The sequence below is a fragment of the Candidatus Zixiibacteriota bacterium genome, from assembly GCA_040753495.1.
Classification (GTDB): Bacteria; Zixibacteria; MSB-5A5; order GN15; family PGXB01; genus DYGG01.
Window position 1 is genome coordinate 1 of record JBFMEF010000137.1, and the last position, 19276, is coordinate 19276.

The window sequence follows — 19276 nt, forward strand, 5'->3', positions numbered from 1 at the left end:
AGAAAGGAGTCATATAATGGAATTCAAAGAAATCGCAATTACTATCCCGTCAGATGCCAATATCATTCTGGGGCAGACCCATTTTATTAAAACGGTCGAGGATATCTACGAGGTGATGGTGGGAACCTCCAGCGCCGTGAAGTTCGGCATCGCCTTTTGTGAAGCGTCGGGCCCCTGCCTGATTCGAACCGAAGGGAATGACCCCGAGTTGGTCAAAATGGCGGAAAAGGCGGCATCAGATATCGCCTGCGGACATACATTTGTTATTTATATGCGCAACGGTTACCCGATAAATTTTCTGCCGCGGCTCAAGATGGTACCTGAGGTCTGTCATATCATCTGCGCCACCGCCAATCCTTTGACTGTGATTATCGCGGAGAATAAACAGGGGCGCGGAGTGATGGGAGTCATAGACGGATTCCCGCCGAAGGGTATCGAGGGAAGCGAAGACAAGCAGAAGCGACACAAATTCCTGCGCGATATCGGGTATAAGAGATAATCAGGCGGAATAGAGTTTGAGGTCAGTTCTCAATAATTGAAAAGGCATCAGGGAGAAAATCGACCAGGTCGCCGGCGATAAGGGAGCGTTTGCCCAGTTCGGAAGCGGCAAGGTCGCCGGCCAGTCCGTGCAAATAGACTCCACACAAAGCGGCATGCAGAGGGCCCAAGCCCTGCGCCAGAAATGAGCCAATCATACCGGAGAGCACGTCACCGGTCCCGCCGGTCGCCATGCCGTCATTACCGGCAGGATTGAGATACAACTCGCCATTGGTATCGACCACAATGCTGGGCGAGCCTTTGAGGACAATGACGGAATTGAACTTTGCGGCATATTTCCGCACCAGGTCGAAGCGGGCAGGAAGGTTGGATGGGATATCCTCATCAATTAAGCGCCGGAATTCGCCGGGGTGGGGGGTCAGCACCAATTGGGGATGTTTCCCTTCCAGCGCCGCGCGATTTTTTTCAAAGGCATTGAGACCATCGGCGTCAATTATGGCGACTTTGTCCAGTGAGGAGACCAGCCGCTGGATTAATTCTTTTGTTTCGTGATGCCGTCCCACACCGGGACCGATAACAAGAGCGTCACTTTCTTTTATTCTCTGCCTTATTTCTCCCAGCCCACGCAACGCCAGGACTCCCTTGCCGGCGATATCAGGCAGCGGAAAGGTCATAGGCTCCGTCAATTTCATCTCGAGAATAGAATTGAGAGATGCCGGGCAGCCGACAGTCACCAGCCCCAGGCCGCTGCGGGCGGCGGCGAGAGCGCATAAGGTCGCAGCGCCGGTCAGCCCGGTAGAACCGGCGAGGATGAAGAGCCTGCCAAAATCCCCTTTATGACCATCCGGTTTCCGCTGCGGCAAGAGTGACTTAATGAGATTGGGTGTGATGAGATTCTCTTTGATACGGAAAGAGTCGATTACGTCATCGGGGGTACCAATCGGCACGATATCGACAATGCCGGCCAGTTCGCGTCCCGGCGAGAGATACAGCCCAAATTTTGGAAGCGCCAGTGTGAAGGTGTAATCGGCGTGAACTACTGCACCCTCGTGCTGACCGGTATCGACATTGAGACCGGATGGGCAATCGACGGCGACAACCGCTTTCCCCTGCTTATTAATATAACTGATGATTTCAGAGAGAATTCCTTTGGGAACGCCGGAGAAGCCGGTGCCGAAGATGGCATCGATGATGTAATCACAGTCTAACTTTGACGGCAGGTCGCCGCTGCTTCTATGTTCATTAATCTCGATTTTTTCTTCAATGGCACGATTGTAATTCAGACGGGCATCATCAGAGAGAGCCTCAGATGGACCGGGGAAGAAGATAGCGACTTTGTTGCCATATTGGTGAAGATACCGCGCAATGACAAAACCGTCGCCACCGTTATTCCCCTTTCCGCAAAAAATCGCAAAGGAGGCTCCGGTTCTGCCCAACAGGACTTTATCACGAATTTGCTCCGCTATCCCCTTCCCGGCGTTTTCCATAAGCCGGGGACCGGCTATGCCGCGTTTTTCGATAGTCTCTTTATCGATAGCGCGCATGATTTCGGCGTTTACCAGTTTCATATCCTGCAAATATACTGGACTTGAGACTTAAGCCTTCCGCGATTTGCCGGTCTTTGCCACCGGCTTTTTTTCCAGGGCATTTTCCAGCACCTGTCCGACATTTTTGACGAAAATGATTTTGATATTCTTCTTTATTTCCGGCGGAATTTCGACCAGGTCTTTTCGATTTTCTTCCGGCAGGATTACCCGCTTGATACCGGCACGATACGCCGCCAGGAGTTTCTCTTTGAGACCGCCGATAGGAAGAACATCGCCGCGCAGCGTTATCTCGCCGGTCATGGCGGTGTACGGCTTGACAGGACGTCCGGTCAGAAGCGATGCCAGGGCTGTTGCCATGGTGATGCCGGCGGATGGACCATCTTTGGGAGTGGCGCCGGAGGGGACATGAATATGTATCTCGTGACTTTCGCAGAAATCCGGTTCAATCGCAAGTTTCTCGCAGTGGCTTCGAACATAAGAGAGCGCCGCCATGGCTGATTCTTTCATAACATCGCCGAGATGACCGGTCAGGGTCAGATTTTTCTTTCCCTTCATTGCCGTCGCTTCGATAAAGAGAATCTCTCCGCCGGCGGAGGTCCAGGCTAAGCCGGGGACGACCCCAATCTGTCCGCCGCGAGAGAGAACTTCTTTCGAGAATCTTTGCGGACCCAGATATTTCTGCACATTGTCGCCATCAACGATATAACGGCTCTTGGAACCGGCGGCGATTCGGCGCGCCACCTTGCGGCAGATCGCCGCAATCTCCCGCTCCAGATTGCGCAGTCCCGATTCGCGAGTGTATCCATTGATGATTTCCAGAATCGCCGAATCCTTGAATTCAACGTTGGCTTTAGTGATGCCGTGATTCTCGTACTGCTTGGGAATTAGATGACGCTTGGCAATTTCCAGTTTTTCCAGGTCGGTATAGCCGGGAATACGGATAATCTCCATCCGGTCGCGCAGCACCGGCGGAATCGGGTCGAGCAGATTGGCGGTGGTAATAAACATCACCCGGGAAAGGTCAAAAGGAACTTCCAGATAATGGTCGGAGAAACTGTCGTTCTGCTCCGGGTCGAGAACTTCGAGCAGAGCGCTGGCCGGGTCGCCGCGGAAATCGACCCCTATCTTATCGACTTCATCAAGCATCAGGATAGGGTTATTGGAGCCGGTCCGCTTGATGCTCTGGATAATTCGTCCCGGAAGGGCGCCTATGTAGGTGCGGCGATGTCCTCTGATTTCGGCTTCATCGCGCATCCCGCCGAGCGAAATCCGCTCGAATTTCCGCCCCATGGCACGGGCAATAGAGCGCCCCAGAGAGGTCTTCCCCACGCCGGGAGGGCCAACAAAACAGAGTATTGGACCTTTGACGTTGCTTTTCAGTTTGCGAACCGCCAGATATTCCAGGATACGGTCTTTGACCTTTTCCAAATCATAATGGTCCTCATCAAGAACTTTTTTCGCTTTAGGAATATCAAGAATATCCTTAGTCGAGTTTGACCAGGGCAGCGAGACCAGCCATTCCAGATAGGTTCGGGAGACCGTATATTCGGCCGACGCCGGATTCATCCGGGTCAGACGGTCCAGCTCTTTCCTGGCGGCGGTTTCTGCCAGTTCCGGCATTTTGGCCTCGGCGATTCGCTTTTCAAACTCCTCGATTTCAGCCCGGTCATCCTTGTCCCCCAGTTCCCGCTTGATTGCTTTTAACTGCTCACGAAGAATAAATTCCCGCTGAATCTTTCCCAGTTCCGACTGCGCCTCGTTCTGGATTTTCTTGGAGAGTTCCAGAACTTCGATTTCTTTGTTGATTATGGCAAGGAGACGCTCCATCCGGCGGTACACATCGGCTTCCTCCAGAATCTCCTGCTTATCCTTGATGGCAATATTGAGATTGGAGGCAATAAGGTCGGCCAGTTTGGAAGGAGTTTCCTGGTTTATGGCGGAGACATAGAGTTCTTCGGAGAGATTAGGGGCAAGAGCAATAACCGCTTTGAGCTGCTCCAGCAGATTGCGCTGAAGGGCTTCCATCTTGACCGATTCGCGGGAAGTCTCAATGATATCTTCCACCTCAGCGGTGATATACGGCTGCTCGCCAAGAAAACGGCGAATCCGCACCCGTGTCAATCCCTGCACCAGAAATCGAATGGTGCCGTCGGGGAAACGGAGCATTTTCAGAATATTGCCGGAGGTGCCGACTTCGTAAATATCCTGCTGTCCCGGGTCTTCTTTGGTCTGGTCGGTCTGCAGAAAAAGCCCGACCGTGCTTCCCCGCATCAGCGCTTCATCGATAAGTCGCGCCTGCTTCTGCTCGTTTGCCATCAGCGGCACCACCAGAAAGGGAAAGACAACCGTGCCCCGCACCGGCAGAACCGGCAGGGTATAAGGTTTGTCTTGTGTCTTCACATCCACTTTTTCTTTGACTTCAACCACACTTATCCTCTTTTCTCATTAATTTCGACAGAATCCACCAATATTATACATTAAAGCGAAAGAGAATAACATCTCCATCCTGTACTATATAGTCTTTTCCTTCGATATGAAGTTTCGCGGCGGCTTTGAGCGCCGGAAGGGTTTGGTGCGTCATGTAATCTTCATAGGACGCCACCTCGGCGCGAATAAATCCCCGCTCAAAATCGGTATGGACCGCGCCGGCCGCTTTGGGAGCGGTGGAGCCGCGGGGAATAGTCCAGGCGCGGGCTTCGGGAGGACCGATGGTGAAAAAGGAAATCAGTCCTAAAAGGGAGTACGATTGCCGGATAAATTTTTCCACGGCGGGGCGCTCTATGCCCAGGTCTTTCAGAAATTCGGCGCGCTCCTCTTCAGCCAGTTGTGATATCTCCATCTCGATTTTTCCGCAAATCACCGCAATATCGCGAACACCCGGTCTAATATGAATGGAATATTTTTTTGTCAAAGACTCAATGCTGGGGATACTACTTTCAGAGATATTGAAAACCGCCAATTGCGGTTTCTTGCTTAAGAAAGCGTACCCCCTTATCAACTTGTCCTCTTCCTCACTTAGTTTCAATTCTGCAATCGGACGGTTTTCTTCCAGCGCCTGCTGACATTTCTGAAGCACTTCCAGCTCTCTTGCCCGCTCCATCCGGCCGGTCAGTTTGATAGTGCGCGACAGTTTTTCAATATTATTTTCAAGAACCATCATATCCGCCAGTATCATTTCATCCTGGAGGGTCCGCAGGTCCCGCTCCGGGTCAGCGCCGGGATTGAAGGCATCAAGAACCAGCACCAGCGCCTCCATTAAACGAAGTTCCGGCGAGATTTCGAGGTCGGACCGGGATTCTTTCCCTTTTCCGGAGAAACCGGCGGCATCGAGGAATTCAATCTCGGCATGGGTTACTTTCGCCGGGTTGGAAATCCTTGCCAGGTTTTCCAGACGCTCATCAGGAACTTTGATGACCGCCCGATGAATGGCGCGGGAATAATCGCCGACCGCCTCCGTCAGACCGGAAACAGCATTAAACAATGTAGTCTTCCCTGCCTGGGGAAGACCGATGATGCCCAGTTTCATATAGTTGTATTGTATTGAAGATTGCCCCGGATTGCAAGGGGAAGTTATGTCGGAAATACTGTCCGGCGCGGAGCATGGCCGGCAATGACTACAGTTAAACCTGAATTGACTCAGGCGAGGCTTTTTTCAAAAGTGACAGCGTTCAGGACAGAATCAACGTAGAAGTAATTTTCGACATGAAACGGGGCATAGAACAGGAAGATTTCCTGCGGGATAAACTTGGGCGGCGGAGATTGGGCAGGACCAAACCGGGAGAGACGCTCGCGATAAATGATAATCTCCGCCAGGGCGGAGGCTTCGCCCGGACCGACATTGACACTCCCATAGTCGGAAGAACTGTTATCTATTTCTTGGAGAGCGATACGCGGCAGGGCGGAGGAGATTCTTTTCGACAGACGATACATCGCTTCAAAATTGGCAATCCGGAAAGCCGGCACCACCAGGAACTCCGATTGATAAATGCCGCCGAAAAGAATTTGCATCTCTTTCCGCTGGGAATCGGAGAGACGGAAACTCCAGAAGGGGAAAAATCGCCCCTCTTTCTTGTTCGAATTCACGGTTCGGTAGAGACAACTCTTCAAAAGGTCATTTTTCTCAAGCAGAATCAACCGCTGACAGTTGCGGCAGAAATAGACCAGAGATTCCTCTTTCGGCAGGTCAATCCCGCAGCTGGTGCAGCGGTGCGGCTCGACCGTGAGTCGGCCAAAATCGAGGACAGCATCTTTTGACGCCGACTGTGAGATTTCGTTGTCATTCATAGAGCCGCTGGTAGCACGGCCGGTGATGCCATCTATGACAAACCTGGTCTGATTCCCGGCGATCTCGTCCTCGGCGATGTAATATGGAAAGTAAACCAGGGAGCCCCGGGGGTGAAAGTATTCTGTCCGGTTCTTGCCGAAATCAGCCTGACTGACCGAAGAGATACCGTTGATATTCTTCTGCAGATTGTTCTCTATTTCCGTCCAGTTTTTCAGAACCGATAGACAGCGGAATTCCTTTTCAATGTTCTCTTGGGAACAGGGAAGCATTTTCAAGTAATCGGTTCTCATTCCAAGCGAATAAGGGACAACATTGTCGGGATGGCCGGCGCCAAAAGTGGCGGAAAAGGGGGAGAGTGTTATCTCCGACTTCTTTACCGGAACGGTTCTTTCTTGTTCACAATCATTTTCAGAGGCGACGGGGCGCTCTTCAATCCGATTGCGTATTTTCAAGAGAATGGCATTTGCCTTCCAGTACGGATAATATATCCCCTGCAAGGATAGTCCGGAGGAAATCAGGGGAAGATTATTCTGTTTACAATGGCGGTCAAGGTGAAACCGGGCTTCGACCGGTCCGAACTTGCTCCTGATTATAAATGCCGGAGGGGTATCCGGCATGGCAATCCGCATGGCTGACCCGCAATGATGACAGGTCAGCACGAAGAAATTTTCCTGAATTTCCAGGTCGGCGCCACAGGCGGGGCAGGTGACACCGATATAGAAACCGGACTTTTTCTTATCCCTGATTTCCGGCATTATCATCTACCGGTTTGCCGCAGGAACCGCAGAACTTGGAGCCGGGAATCAGTTCCGCCTGGCAGTGCGGGCATTTGGTCTTAGCGCTCAGTTTGTATCCGCAGTGCAGGCAGAAATTCGCCTCGGTCGGAAGTTCCTTGTTGCAGGAGGGACAGAGATTCTGGATGACCATCTGGTGTCCACAGCGATAGCAGTAGCGGGACTGCTCCGGTGTGTCGGTATGGCACTTGGGACAGGTAACGGTGGCAATCGGCACCCGTTTCAGCTCGGTCTGCTCCGGCGCAAAAACTTTGTTGAGCATAGCTGGCATCATTAAGCCGACCCCGGCGGCCATCCCCATCCCGGCGCCAGCCGGACCGGCGCCGCCCGAGGCGCCAAGTCCCCGAGCCATTTCATATTTCAAGAATTTATCAAGGTCGCCGACCGCCTCCAGCCCGCTCCGCTGGTCAATCATCTGGGAGACGTCATCCGGCGGGGTAATCGAGGAAATATAAAAATCAACCAGAGTCAGCCCGTACTTCTCAAATTCGACCCGAACGATTTCTTTGAACTGCGCCGCCAGTTCGGTGTACTGAGCGGGAAGGTCCAGAATGGTGTCGAGCTTTTCGCCGAGAAGGTCATTCATCCGCGCGATAATGAGGTCGCGGAGGTAATCCTGAATATCAGCGGTGGTATATTTTGACTGGCGACCCACGATGGAGTTAAGAAAGAGAATCGGCTCGCTAATCTTCATGGTGAAAGCGCCATGCCCGCGAAGCCGAATCAGGCCCAACTTGCTGTCTTTGAAGGTTACCGGGTGTTTTGTTCCCCATTTCAGATTGGTGAAGACTTTCAAGTTGATAAAATAGACTTCGGCTCGGAACGGGGAGTTGAAGCCGTAAGGGAAAGCGAGCAGACGAGTCAGAATCGGGACGTTGAGGGTGGTGAGAGTGTGGCGTCCGGTAGTGAAAGAATCGGCGGCGTGGCCGCTCTTGAAAAAGATAGCCATCTGACTGTCGCGAACAATCAGCTGGGCGCCCAGTTTGAAATCGGCGGAGCCTTCCTGGGGTATCCGATGAATCATCTCTTCATTGGTAGGGTCGATCCATTCAATGACTTCCATAAAGACTGACATGGTATTTTCTCTTCCGGTTAAGGATTATGGTTATATAGATAGATTTTCGGAAGAATTCGGTGTTTTCTTGAATCTGCCCGGCAATATTTAATATGGCAGTCAGGCGGCAGGATTTATATATTTTGTTACCGAAGCGGATGGAACAGATATCAAGGATGATAAATATGATTCATCGCAAAAAAACCAAAATTATCTTTATAGTTCTTACGGCAATATTGGGCTCATTTCCGGCTGGAACGACTGCTTACGATTATCAGAAAGAGCGGATGTTAATCGAGGGGTACCGGGCGCTGGCAGAGGGGAAATACACCGAGGCGCTGACGTCTCTGAATGATATCATTGCGCATGGCGACGGCGACGCCGAAACCTATTTCTGCGCCGGCTATGCCGAATATCAATTGAACAACTGCGAGAAAGCCATTGAGCAGTATCAGCAGGCGGTCGGGAGTAAGCCGCAAATGAAAGAGGCGCTGCTGAACCGGGGGGTGGCGGAGATTGTCGCCGGCAACGGAGCCGAAGCGCTCCTCCTGGGGCAGGCTATCATAAGTTTTGCCCCCGATTACGCCCCCGCGTATCATCTGATGGCGGTGGCATCGGGATATCTTAACGAGAGAAAAGCGGAAGTTGATTATTATCGCGAGGCGCTCCGCAAAGATTCCACCTTTTTTCTTTCCAGATTCAATCTGGCTCTCAGTTACATTCGTCTCGAGTGGTACAAAGAAGCGGCGGAGGAACTGATACGCTCAATTAATCTGAAAAGCGATTTCGCCCCGGCGCACTACTGGCTGGGTCAGGTATATGGGATACTTCGCAACCCGGCCGAGGAAGCCATCGCCTATGATAATGCTATCTATCTGGGGATGAATACGGTTACGTTGCATTATAACCTCGGCATCGCTTATGCGGAACTGGGGCGGCCGGCAGATGAGCAGGCGCAGTACCGTAAAGCCCTGGCGATAGACCCCGCTTTTGTCTCGGCGCTTTATAATCTTTCCGTCAATCTGAGCGAGACAGGTAACTGGCAGGAGTCGGCGGCAATATTAAAGCAGGCTTCCGCCATAAAACCGGAGCTGGCGTTGAGCGAGTCCTCGGCGCAAAGCCGGAAACGTCTCCCCCGCCTTGGCGATTTCCCCGAGAAATATTATCAACTGGTGACAGTAAAACCGGAAGAGATTATCAGCCCTGAGTATCTGGCCGAGAAAGCGAATATAGCCGGGCTGCCTGAGGCCGCGGTTGAATTTTACCGGGAGGCGGTAAACAGGTCTCCCGATGATATCTCGTTGAAACTCTCCCTGGCGGAACTTTACATGCAACTGGAGAATTGGTCTGAGGTGATTTCCCTTATGAAGCCGGTGGTAACGCTGACGCCGGAGGAACCGCGCGCATATCAATATCTGGGGAGAGCATACCTGGAGAAAGGGGCTGTCAATTCCGCCATTAAACTTCTGGAGCCGAAACTGGCTGATTTTCCGACAGATTTTAAGATTCGCTCCCTTTTGGGAGTCTGCTATGTCAGCAAGCAACAGTGGGAGAAAGCCCGGAATATTCTGCAGGAGGCGGACCGGCTGAGAGGCGATGACTTTGAGACCTGCAATTTTCTGGGAGTGGCATTAATGCAGCTGGAGCGCTGGGAGGAAGCGGCGGCGGCGTTTGAGAAGGCGCTGAAATTGAAGCCTGATTTCGCCGATGGGCATTGCAGTCTCGGGCTGGTGTACGGCAGTCTGGGGAAACATGGGGAAGAGATTGCGGCATACCGGGAAGCGATTCGTTTGAAACCGGATATGGCGGAAGCATATTACGGGCTGGGACTGGCATATCTGGATATTGAAGATAAAGATGCGGCGCAGGAGCAGTATGTTGTCCTCTACAATCTGGATAAAGGGCTGGCGAAAGACCTCCTGAGGCAGATAAAGAAATAGCAGAGATGGTTGAGTCGCAATCACCCCGCCAGAGGCGGGTTTCGATTTACCAGGCTGGAGTCAGCTAATTCCGCTTGACAGAAAAAGGGGAGGGGGCGTTATTAATTATAAGTAGCACACTTTCCCGGATTCTTATTATGGAATAACGGGGGTATCATCCTGGGCTGACAGCGAAATTGTTTGCGTGCGACAATCATCCCCGCCGCTGGCGGGGGAAAGATAATGTCAAAACCGCGAGGGTTTCGACCTACCATTAATGCGAAGTAGGTCAAAATTCCTCTCTGGGCGCTGTGGCGACTTGGGTTTTGACAATATTGAAGGCAGTCGAGTAGGTCAAAATCCCCTTGGGTTTTGACAGTTACTTGAAAGGAGGGCGGATGGCAGGTTTTATTAATCAGAGATGGGGGTAATTCTGTCTCTTAGAATGTAACCCTTGATAAGTTCTAATATTTAATCTGACGGAGGGGAGGGTATGAAAAAAATCTTGAGGACAGCCTGCCTGACAATAGTCGTTTTGTTTGGATTCGTGGCGCTAACCTGCGATGAAGATTGCCCGGTCTGCCCGAAAGAACCGGAGCCGGTACCGGTCGAACACTATCGGCTGTATGCAATCAGCGGCCTGAACCCTGAGGGTCTGCTGATGTCAATTGATGTTCCGGCTGACACCGTCGTGGATTCAGTGCGGGTCGATTATAACAGTGAGGGGCTGTTTGTTACCCCGGACGGGGAGCGGCTCTTGGTTTTGCGCTATCTTGATGTTGCTCCATATAATCGGGTTGAAATTTACAGTGCGCGCGACCTGAGTCTCATAGGAAATTCCGACCGTTATGGTGCATACTTTTTTGATGGCGGAGACAATTACGGGATTCTGCAGACCAGCGACATATTCTTCATTGACCCGGTGACTCTCCAGCCGATAGACAGCATACTGACGCCAGCACCTCTTGGCTACATAGGATTCCTTGATACAGTTACCAACAGATTCTTTGTTCCGGTTGACCTCTCCGCAGGTGGCAAAGTCTATGTTATTGACTGTATCGGGCGAACCCTCACCGACTCAATATTCGACTTGCCGGGTGGGAATAATGTGATAGGTCTCGCCTATAACTGGCTGACGGACGACTTGTACTATTTTACCAGGCTATACTCTGGCTGGAGTCAGTTTATTCAGTTTGATATCGAGACAGACACAGTTTTGGTGACAATTGATATTGTTGGGTCGACCGGGGGTATTTCAATTACGCCTGATGGGAAGACGATTTTTATGACGGACGGAGGGAATTGCATGTTGGGCTATGTGCCTATGATACCGATCTGGGTCATAAACTCCTTAACTAATAGACCGATTGCTTGGATAGCTCCGTTCGTATATCCTGCGGGCGAACAACTGTCGCCATGTATAGGTGGTTCTGTTGTTATCACTCCGGATATGACCAGGGCTTATCTGGATGCACCTATGAGTGCTGGCGGAACGCCGCCAATACCGGTAATTGACATTAAGACCAATCAGATAATTAAGACCATCTTTCCACAGTCGATGGCTTGGACGCATGGCGCGGCGCATGTCGCCCTCGGGCCAGTGCCAGGTAATTAAAGGAGGAAGAAATGTGTAGAGCAAATTGCATAATAAAGATGCTCGTATTGCTGATGATAATTGGCGGTATAACGATGCCTGTTGTAGCTGAGCATTACTACTGCCGTTTAGGTGCCATACCACTACAGGTCAGCGATTCAATAGTAACCGTCAAGTTTAATCCCCTCGTTCCGCAACCGAGTATTGAGACCTTCGCCGCAACAGTTGAAGGTCTTGACGAGAGTTTCGTTCCCGAACGACACGACCGAGGTTTTTATATATTTCATGTTGACGCAGGGTATGAGATTGATTCTCTGATAGGCAATCTTTATACGAAGCCAGTGGTGGAATTGGCGTTTCCTGCGTTCACTGATACGGGTGAAAATGCTGTTTTTGAATTAAGCGATCTCTTTGTAATCTCGTACCACAACTGGGTGACACAAGAGACTATGGACAGTATTCAGAATTATTATCACGTTCAGTTGGAATATGGCCCATATGAAATCACGGGCAGTAGAGGCATGTTGGTGACCAGACAATCAGGAATGAACACTCTCGAAATAGCCAACCGCCTTTATGAATCGGGGTTAGTCGAATATTCGCAACCGGCAATGTTTAGTAGGGTAGGTCAATACCCCCGACCCCGATGGCAATTCCCCTGTCGGTCGGGCGGTCTTGACACTCTTCATTTCTGTTAGACCACTGATTACCCGTTGTTATTCTTTGATTCTTCGTGTCATGCACCCCATCAGAATTCTGAGCCAACCTGCAACGACATCGTTTTTTTGGAAAATCCGCCGCGAGAAGGCCTCTATGCAAAAAGGCGTTCCGCGGCAGCGGGACGCCTTTCCTGTGTAATCTGAACGAGAGCGCTATTGCGTGGCGCCGACCGTAAAGGTCATCTCTTTAAGAGTGGCGCCGTCGGCATCGACAATCTTCACCGACCAGTTGCCGGTCCATTCCGGAAGAATGGTTTTGGAACTCCAGGTGCGATAGGAGGAGCTTTTCACCGGCAGGTCAACTGTGGCCATCTCCTGCCCGTTATAGGACCAGATATGCTTGACCATGGTGGTATCGGTCGCGCCGAGTATGCGGCACCAGAGGAAGACTTTACCGACCTCGGGAGGGAATTTATCAGCCATACCGGTCGGCATACGAGAATCGATACCGGTGCAAAGTTGCGCTTCGGCGGTCAAGGTTGCGGTCGGCGTTGTTGCCGGAGCCGACTCCTGCGCCGATAAGACGCCGGCAAAAAGTATGGCAATCGCCAATGCCGCAAAAATTCTTCTGCTCATATAAACCTCCGTTCCAATGGATTTAACCCTGCTTCTCATCTTGATGATAAACAGAATGAAATTTTTTGGCAACCAAAATCGTCGGCTTATTTCTTGCTCTGCAGCACCCTGATTAAACGCCGGATATCGGACTGGTTATTAAAAAGATGAGGCGAAACCCGAATGGAGCCCTCCCGAAACGAAGCGATAATCCTGTTGCGAACTATCTCCTTGTGAATTTCGCGGGCATTGTCGCAGGTAAAGGAGAGGATGGAAGAGCGATGTTTCTCTTCCAGCGATGACGTTATGCGGAATCGTCGCTCAGAGTTCAGATAGTAAATCAGTTCATCAAGCATGGCACGATTGTGGCGCTGGATATGGCGCACCCCCAGGGAATTGATAAGTTCGAGCGCTTTCTCGAGAGCGAAAAGATGAGCATAAGGGTAAGTGCCCATCTCGAATCGGCGGGCGGCGTCAAAAAACGGAAGGTCATAATGAAAGAGGTCGGTGAAATTCAATTTCCAGTCGACCGAAAGCCAGGAGGCAAAAGGGAAGCGCAGTTTTTTCTGCAGTTCCCTGCGGATAAAAAAGATACCGGTTCCCAGCGGCGACAGAAGCCACTTTTGCGCTCCTGAGGCAAAGATATCGATATTGGCATCGCTCATTTTCAGCGGCTCATTCCCGCAGCCCTGAATGCCGTCAACGACAAAATAAATATCATGCTCCCGGCAGATTCTGCCGATTTCGGGGAGGTCATTTTTAAAACCGTTGAAAAATTGAACGAAGGAGAGCGAGAGAACTTTGCTTCTCTTCCCGATTGCTTTCCTCAGGTTATCAAGACTGAAACAGCGGTTGGCCGATTTTACGAATTTGACACTTATTCCCCGCTCTCTTAGAGCCAGCCAGGGATAGACATTGGCGGGGAATTCGATATCTGAAAGAAGCACCTCATCCCCCTTTTTCAGAGGCAAGCCGAAAGCGGCGATGTTCAGCCCGTACGTTGTGCTGAAGCCGAAACCGATTTCATCGGCGCGAGCCCCCAGCAAGTGCGCCCCCTGCTGGCGAATGTTATCGAGGGAAGCAAAAGCCAGGTGGTCGATGGCGCTCTTTTCGAGGTACTGGGTCATTTCGTAGTAATTATAGAGGGCATCTTTAACGGGACGGCAGAGCGGTCCGGTCGAGGCCGAGTTGAGATAAGTTATTCCTTTCTTCCGATCGGTCACCGGGAAAAGTTTTCTGATCTTTTTAAATTCCAAATCTTTCAATTTTGCCATGGCGTTCAAGTTTAGAGGTTAAAGGGAATAGAGATATCCGATGATAATGAGTGACCCCACCAGCTTAATAAAGATTCCCAGCAACTGATACAGCATATAAACAACCGGAATCTTGAGACGGAAAAGAATCAGCAACGCGTAGGGGGTAATTCCGACCAGGAACACAAAAAGGGCGGTAACAATCCCGCCCCGCGCTCCCGAAAATGGAATGACGGTGTAAAACCATCCGTAAATAATAGAAGGCAGGAAAACCAGGAAAATGAATTCGACCGTGAAGCAGGAGATAAACCACCCGACCGTTTTGGACTCGACCAGTTCCTGGGGGAAGCCGGTTAGGACCGGAAGATAATTCTCCAGACGATTCCAGAGGAGGTTGAAAAGAATCAGGAAGATTCCTCCTGCCGCAAGGCAGTATCCCAGAAGCTCAAAGCTTACAATCATAACCACCCTTCTTCACGGTACCAGTGAATTGTGTTTTGCGCTCCAACCGGGAAAGGGGTTTGAGAACGGTATCCAAGCTCTTTGGCGGCTTTCTCTACCGAAACCTCCCAGTCGGAGAGGATTTCGTTCGCTTTTTCGACAGTAAACATGGGCGGTTTACCGACCAGTCGCAACAGATTTTCAGAGAGGAAGGCAATAATCCGGACAACGGCGCCGGGAAGATAGAGCGGCAAAGCGACCCGGCCGACCGCCCGGCGCAGATGGGTGATAAGTTCGGCATAGCTGTAACTTCGGTCTTCGGCAACAAAATAGATGGAGCCAGATTTAGTTTCTGAGGTGAGAGCAAGACCGACACCGGCGCAAAGGTCATCGACATAAACCAGCTGGAGGCGACGGTTCCAGTTGCCCAGATAGGGGCAGATGCGGTTGTTGAGAATCTGGAAGAAGGCGAACATCTCGATATCCCCCGGTCCGTAGATTCCCGGGGGACGTATGATTACGGAGTTAATCTTATCCCGATAAGCCAGAACCACTTTTTCGGCGCCGGCTTTGGAGCGGCCATATTCAGTGATGGGGGCGGTCGGGAGCTCTTCGGTAAGGGGTTGCCCGCGGCGGGAGGGACCAGCGGCCGCCATAGATGATATCAGAATAAATTTCCTCAATCTGGAGTTGGTCAGCGCCGCCTCAAGAATGTTGCGCGTCCCTTCGACATTGACCTTATAGAACTGCTCCGGAGAATGGGCTTTAACCAGACCGGCGTTATGAATGATAAAATCGACCTCGCGCACCATAGCCGGCAGCGACTCCGGCTGGGTGACATCACCGTAGCGGCACTCCAGCTGGAGTTCATCGATAAGAGACGTGTTACATCCCCGGCGGATACCGGCGATAGGGCGGAAGTTATCGGCAATTAACTGACGGCAGAGACGGCTGCCGACAAAACCATTGGCTCCGGTTACAAGAACGGTTTCTTTATCTGCGGTGGACATTGGCGCCGATTACTCTGCCGGAATGATTGAGGGAGAATTTTTCTGCCCTGAAATCTTAGCGGTCCATCCGTTCAGAGCGCCCCCTCTATTTTCAAAATATGTCGGCGGTAAAACGGTAGATTTCCGCCGCTTTATCTTTATAGCTGTTTTTGGGGAGACCGGCCTTAAGGCAGGTCTGTTCCAGAAACGTGGTCAGATTCCACCCATGCTCACTTGCCACCTGCGGCAGCAGGAGTCCGGAGTGGAAATCAAGACGAATCATTAAGCCATCGCGACCAATCTTAATCTCCGAGATATCTTCCACTCTTGACAGAGGCGAGAGAACGGAGATTTCGATATCGATTCCCTCCAGCTCCGCTTCGGTTAGCGGCTGAAAGCGGGGGTCATCGAATGCGGCGGCAGAAGCCATTTCCGCGACCGCTTCGTAGAGCGGCTTGGCGGCGCGTATCATCCCGATACAACCGCGCAACATTCCGGCAACTTTCAAAGTGACAAAAACCCCCCGTTTCTCTCTGAGGGCTTTCGCCTCCGGTTCGGCGGGACGAAAGGGGGTCTGGCTTAAGCCGGCTTTTATAGATTCGCGCGCCAGGTTCAAAAGATATTTTTTGTCGGACTCGCTGATTTCCGCGCCGTTTTTCCTTGCCGGGGCGCCGAGATTTCCATTCTGGGAGGCAACTTTTCTGGGAGAGGTTATGACGGCCGACAGATATCCGACAACTTCATTGAGGTCGCCGGTTACATCAGCGGAGGTGGCATAACCGGTGACCGTGACCTGGTTGCCGCCGAGCCTCCTGGCGGCAATGAGAGTGGCGGCGACCGGTCCGCCGCCGCAGGCTTCTCCCTTACCGGAGGAAAGGGTGTTGAGCCATTTGTCGGGGCTGAACTCCTCAATGGCGCGGCGCAGGTTGCCATCAAGACGTCGCGCTTCTTTATCGGTATAGAAATGGGACAGGTCGGTCGAAGCCACAATCAGCACATTCTTGCCGTTGAGAGTCGAGGCAAGAGTCTCCCCCAGGTCGCGGCAAGAGCTCTCTTCCTGGTCGCCCATAACGATCGCCACGAGTTTGAATCGCCCCAGCACCTGCTGCAGAAACGGCAGTTGGACTTCAAGAGCATGTTCGCCCCGTACGGAGCCGCCGGTATGCCCCTTGTTGGAGAGATATATGGAAGGATGAATGGCGGCAATTGCCGCCGAAAGTTTCTCATCAATTTCAATCATGCCGATGGGGGTCTGATAGGCAGAGCCTTCGTACACCGACGAACCCTGAAAGAAAACCGTATGCGAAGGGGAGATGACCACCACGGTATCGTAGATTTCCCCTTCCAGTTGCTTGAAAGCGGCGGCGGCTATTCTTCCGGAATATATATAGCCGGCATGGGGAGCAATCACCGCCAGGGGATGTCCCGGCAGCGACTTTTTCTCCGTTTCCGAGTAGAATTGCGCCAGAAGCTTGGCGAGTTCCACCGGATTTCCCGGGTAGAAACTTCCCGCCACCGCGGGACGTCGGACTTCGATGTTATCTTTCATAATAATCAGCCGGCATCTTATTTATGACAAAATAGCGATAATTGACGGCAAAGTCAAATGAGGACGGCCCGCGGTCAGACTTACCCGAAAGTAACGAATGGCGCCATCAGGCGTAAGGATAAATCCCCTTCTTGAACTTCTCCAGACTGGCGAGCAGGTTGTTGTGCTTGTTCTCGTCTTCCAGCAGATAGTTAAGAAAATACTCCTGCACCAGCATCTTTTTCCCCTTGAGCGCGGCGAGCGATTCCTCGGCAAATTCGACCGTTTTCTTTTCCAGCTCGATATGATTGTCGATTAGTTTCCAGATTTCAGCCAGTTCATCGGGGGTCAGGGTCACCGCTTTCGATTCGAGGGAGGCGACTATCAATTCCTGCACCCGGTAATGAATCTGGGAATCATGCTGGATAATTTCCATGACCATCCGCAGCAATGGATTTTCCGTCTTCTCCAGCACCTTGCCGGTAGAGACAACGGAAGCATTTTCGATTTTCTGCCATTTCTTGAGATTGGACGCAAGTTGTTCCTGAATTTCTTTCGTCTTCATTCTAAGACCTCTTTTTGATATTGATGTTTAGGGGAGAGCAATCTCCACCCGCCTTACACTCGATTCAATTCAATTTTGGACAAGATATCTTTCGCACGCCGCTCTGTCCAGAGGATTGTAACAAGGGGGGACTGATTCTGTTTCCGACAACGGAAAAATAATTACTTAAAAGTCATCATAACGGAGAAGATTTATTGACGGCGGGAAGTCAATCCTTAAATTGGGCAGGTACAATTTACAGGGAGAAGCCTATGTCCGAAAAGCCGGTCTCATCATCCAGAAAAACAATTCGCACTTTTGCGGCGGCATCGTTTTTGAACGACCTCGGCTCCGATATGATATATCCGGTTTGGCCGCTGTTTGTAACGTCCTTTACCGGCGCCAATATGGCGGTGCTGGGATTTATCGACGGTCTGGGGGAAGCGATTGTATCTATATCGCAGGCGCTCTCAGGATATCTTTCCGACCGGTTGCAGAAAAGAAAGATTTTCATTGTTATCGGGTATATGATGGGGGCACTGTCGCGGGTGGGGTACGCGCTTTCGACATCATGGCAGCATTTGATTCCGATAAAGATTTTAGACCGCGCCGGCAAAATTCGGAGCGCTCCGCGCGACGCCGTGGTGGCAGATTTATCGACCAATGGCAATCGGGGAGGAAATTTCGGTTTGTTGCGGGCGATGGATAATCTCGGCGCCCTGGTGGGGATAATACTGAGCATCATTCTTTTCCGGTTCATCGGATACAAGGCGATATTTCTGCTGGCGGCGATACCCTCAGTGGCGGCGTCAGTTATTATCTTCAGTCGCATCAAAGAAGACCGTCCTGCCCAGGGAAGAATTTTTAAAGGGATGCGTCTAAAAGACCTGAATCGCGATTTTCGGCTCTTTCTCGTCCTGAGCGTTCTTTTCGCTCTGGCGTCATTCAGTTATTCCTTTCTATTGATTTATGCCCGCGACAGCGGCTTTGCCGATTGGTTCGTGCCGGTGCTTTATCTGGTCTTTACCGCCTTTGCCTTCCTGGGGTCAATTCCATTCGGGAAACTGTCCGACAGGATAGGGAGGAAGAAAGTGCTGCAGATGGCATTTGTCCTCTGGGTGGCGGTCTGCCTTATGGTGATAGCAAAGCCATCCACAGTAGCCTTGATAGCCGTTTTTGTTCTCTATGGATTGCACCGGGGGGCATTGGAGACAGTTCAGCGGGCATTTGTCGCCGAACTCTGTCCCGTAGAGTTTCGCGCCAGCAGCCTGGGAGGATATCAGATGGTCATCGGTCTCTGTGCCTTGCCTGGTTCTTTGATAGCGGGATTGCTCTGGGAGAAGGTCGGCATTTATGCCCCCTTCTATATCTCCCTCGCTCTAACCGCCGCCGCCTTTCTGATTCTCGGTTTCGTCCGGGAGAAACGGACAACAGAGGTCTGACCGGGTATCTTTGCTCTTTCTGAGCCTGCCGTGATTGGTTATATTGGCGGCGTGAGAACGCCATCCAAAAAGGAGTTGTCTGACAGAATAATCGATGCCGAGGTCAAAGACCTT

The 19276-nt window shown here is 51.5% G+C and carries 16 protein-coding genes; 5 read left to right on the forward strand and 11 right to left on the reverse strand.

The annotated features are described in order from the left end of the window. Positions 1–16 precede the first annotated feature (16 nt). Positions 17–499, forward strand: coding sequence for an adenosine-specific kinase (locus tag AB1690_09090; protein ID MEW6015465.1), 483 nt, complete (start codon positions 17–19; stop codon positions 497–499). Between the two features lie 22 nt (positions 500–521). Here AB1690_09090 and AB1690_09095 read toward each other — a convergent pair whose 3' ends face one another. From AB1690_09095 to AB1690_09115, 5 genes are all read right to left on the reverse strand, one after another. Beyond that, entirely contained in the window at positions 522–2066 is a 1545-nt protein-coding gene (locus tag AB1690_09095) for an NAD(P)H-hydrate dehydratase (GenBank protein MEW6015466.1), read from the reverse strand. A gap of 27 nt (positions 2067–2093) precedes the next feature. After that, positions 2094–4472, reverse strand: coding sequence for an endopeptidase La (lon, locus tag AB1690_09100; GenBank protein MEW6015467.1), 2379 nt, complete (start codon positions 4470–4472; stop codon positions 2094–2096). 43 nt (positions 4473–4515) lie between these two features. Further along, positions 4516–5571: a DUF933 domain-containing protein gene (locus tag AB1690_09105; GenBank protein ID MEW6015468.1), complete on the reverse strand. Its 1056-nt coding sequence runs from the start codon at positions 5569–5571 to the stop codon at positions 4516–4518. A 110-nt stretch (positions 5572–5681) separates the two neighbouring features. Next, positions 5682–7085, reverse strand: coding sequence for a hypothetical protein (locus AB1690_09110; protein ID MEW6015469.1), 1404 nt, complete (start codon positions 7083–7085; stop codon positions 5682–5684). Next, positions 7066–8199, reverse strand: coding sequence for an SPFH domain-containing protein (locus AB1690_09115; GenBank protein MEW6015470.1), 1134 nt, complete (start codon positions 8197–8199; stop codon positions 7066–7068). Before AB1690_09115 ends, AB1690_09110 begins: the two co-directional genes overlap by 20 nt. Positions 8200–8363: 164 nt before the next feature. Between AB1690_09115 and AB1690_09120 the strand changes: the two genes are divergently transcribed. The 3 genes from AB1690_09120 (at position 8364) to AB1690_09130 (ending at position 12389) form a co-directional block, all read left to right on the forward strand. Further along, the gene (locus AB1690_09120; GenBank protein ID MEW6015471.1) at positions 8364–10118 is read left to right on the forward strand and encodes a tetratricopeptide repeat protein; all 1755 of its coding nucleotides are present in this window, start codon (positions 8364–8366) and stop codon (positions 10116–10118) included. 472 nt (positions 10119–10590) lie between these two features. Then, positions 10591–11712, forward strand: coding sequence for a hypothetical protein (locus tag AB1690_09125; GenBank protein ID MEW6015472.1), 1122 nt, complete (start codon positions 10591–10593; stop codon positions 11710–11712). A gap of 74 nt (positions 11713–11786) precedes the next feature. Then, complete coding sequence (locus tag AB1690_09130; GenBank protein ID MEW6015473.1) at positions 11787–12389, forward strand: hypothetical protein; 603 nt, start codon at positions 11787–11789, stop codon at positions 12387–12389. Between the two features lie 174 nt (positions 12390–12563). On the opposite strand, the gene AB1690_09135 is transcribed toward AB1690_09130, so the two are convergent. The 6 genes from AB1690_09135 to AB1690_09160 form a co-directional block, all read right to left on the reverse strand. After that, a complete protein-coding gene (locus tag AB1690_09135; GenBank protein MEW6015474.1) occupies positions 12564–12986 on the reverse strand; it encodes a DUF2914 domain-containing protein in 423 nt (140 codons plus the stop codon). An 86-nt stretch (positions 12987–13072) separates the two neighbouring features. Beyond that, a complete protein-coding gene (locus AB1690_09140; GenBank protein ID MEW6015475.1) occupies positions 13073–14221 on the reverse strand; it encodes an aminotransferase class V-fold PLP-dependent enzyme in 1149 nt (382 codons plus the stop codon). A 36-nt stretch (positions 14222–14257) separates the two neighbouring features. Further along, the gene (locus tag AB1690_09145; GenBank protein MEW6015476.1) at positions 14258–14680 is read right to left on the reverse strand and encodes a hypothetical protein; all 423 of its coding nucleotides are present in this window, start codon (positions 14678–14680) and stop codon (positions 14258–14260) included. Next, on the reverse strand, positions 14677–15669 hold the full coding sequence (locus tag AB1690_09150) for an SDR family NAD(P)-dependent oxidoreductase (protein MEW6015477.1): 993 nt from the start codon (positions 15667–15669) through the stop codon (positions 14677–14679). Before AB1690_09150 ends, AB1690_09145 begins: the two co-directional genes overlap by 4 nt. A 91-nt stretch (positions 15670–15760) precedes the next feature. Next, positions 15761–17197 (reverse strand): AmmeMemoRadiSam system protein B, encoded by a 1437-nt coding sequence (gene amrB / locus AB1690_09155; protein MEW6015478.1) that lies wholly within the window; start codon positions 17195–17197, stop codon positions 15761–15763. Between the two features lie 106 nt (positions 17198–17303). Beyond that, positions 17304–17741, reverse strand: coding sequence for a hypothetical protein (locus AB1690_09160; protein MEW6015479.1), 438 nt, complete (start codon positions 17739–17741; stop codon positions 17304–17306). A 251-nt stretch (positions 17742–17992) separates the two neighbouring features. Between AB1690_09160 and AB1690_09165 the strand changes: the two genes are divergently transcribed. Continuing rightward, positions 17993–19162, forward strand: coding sequence for an MFS transporter (locus tag AB1690_09165; protein ID MEW6015480.1), 1170 nt, complete (start codon positions 17993–17995; stop codon positions 19160–19162). The last annotated feature ends 114 nt before the right edge of the window (positions 19163–19276 follow it).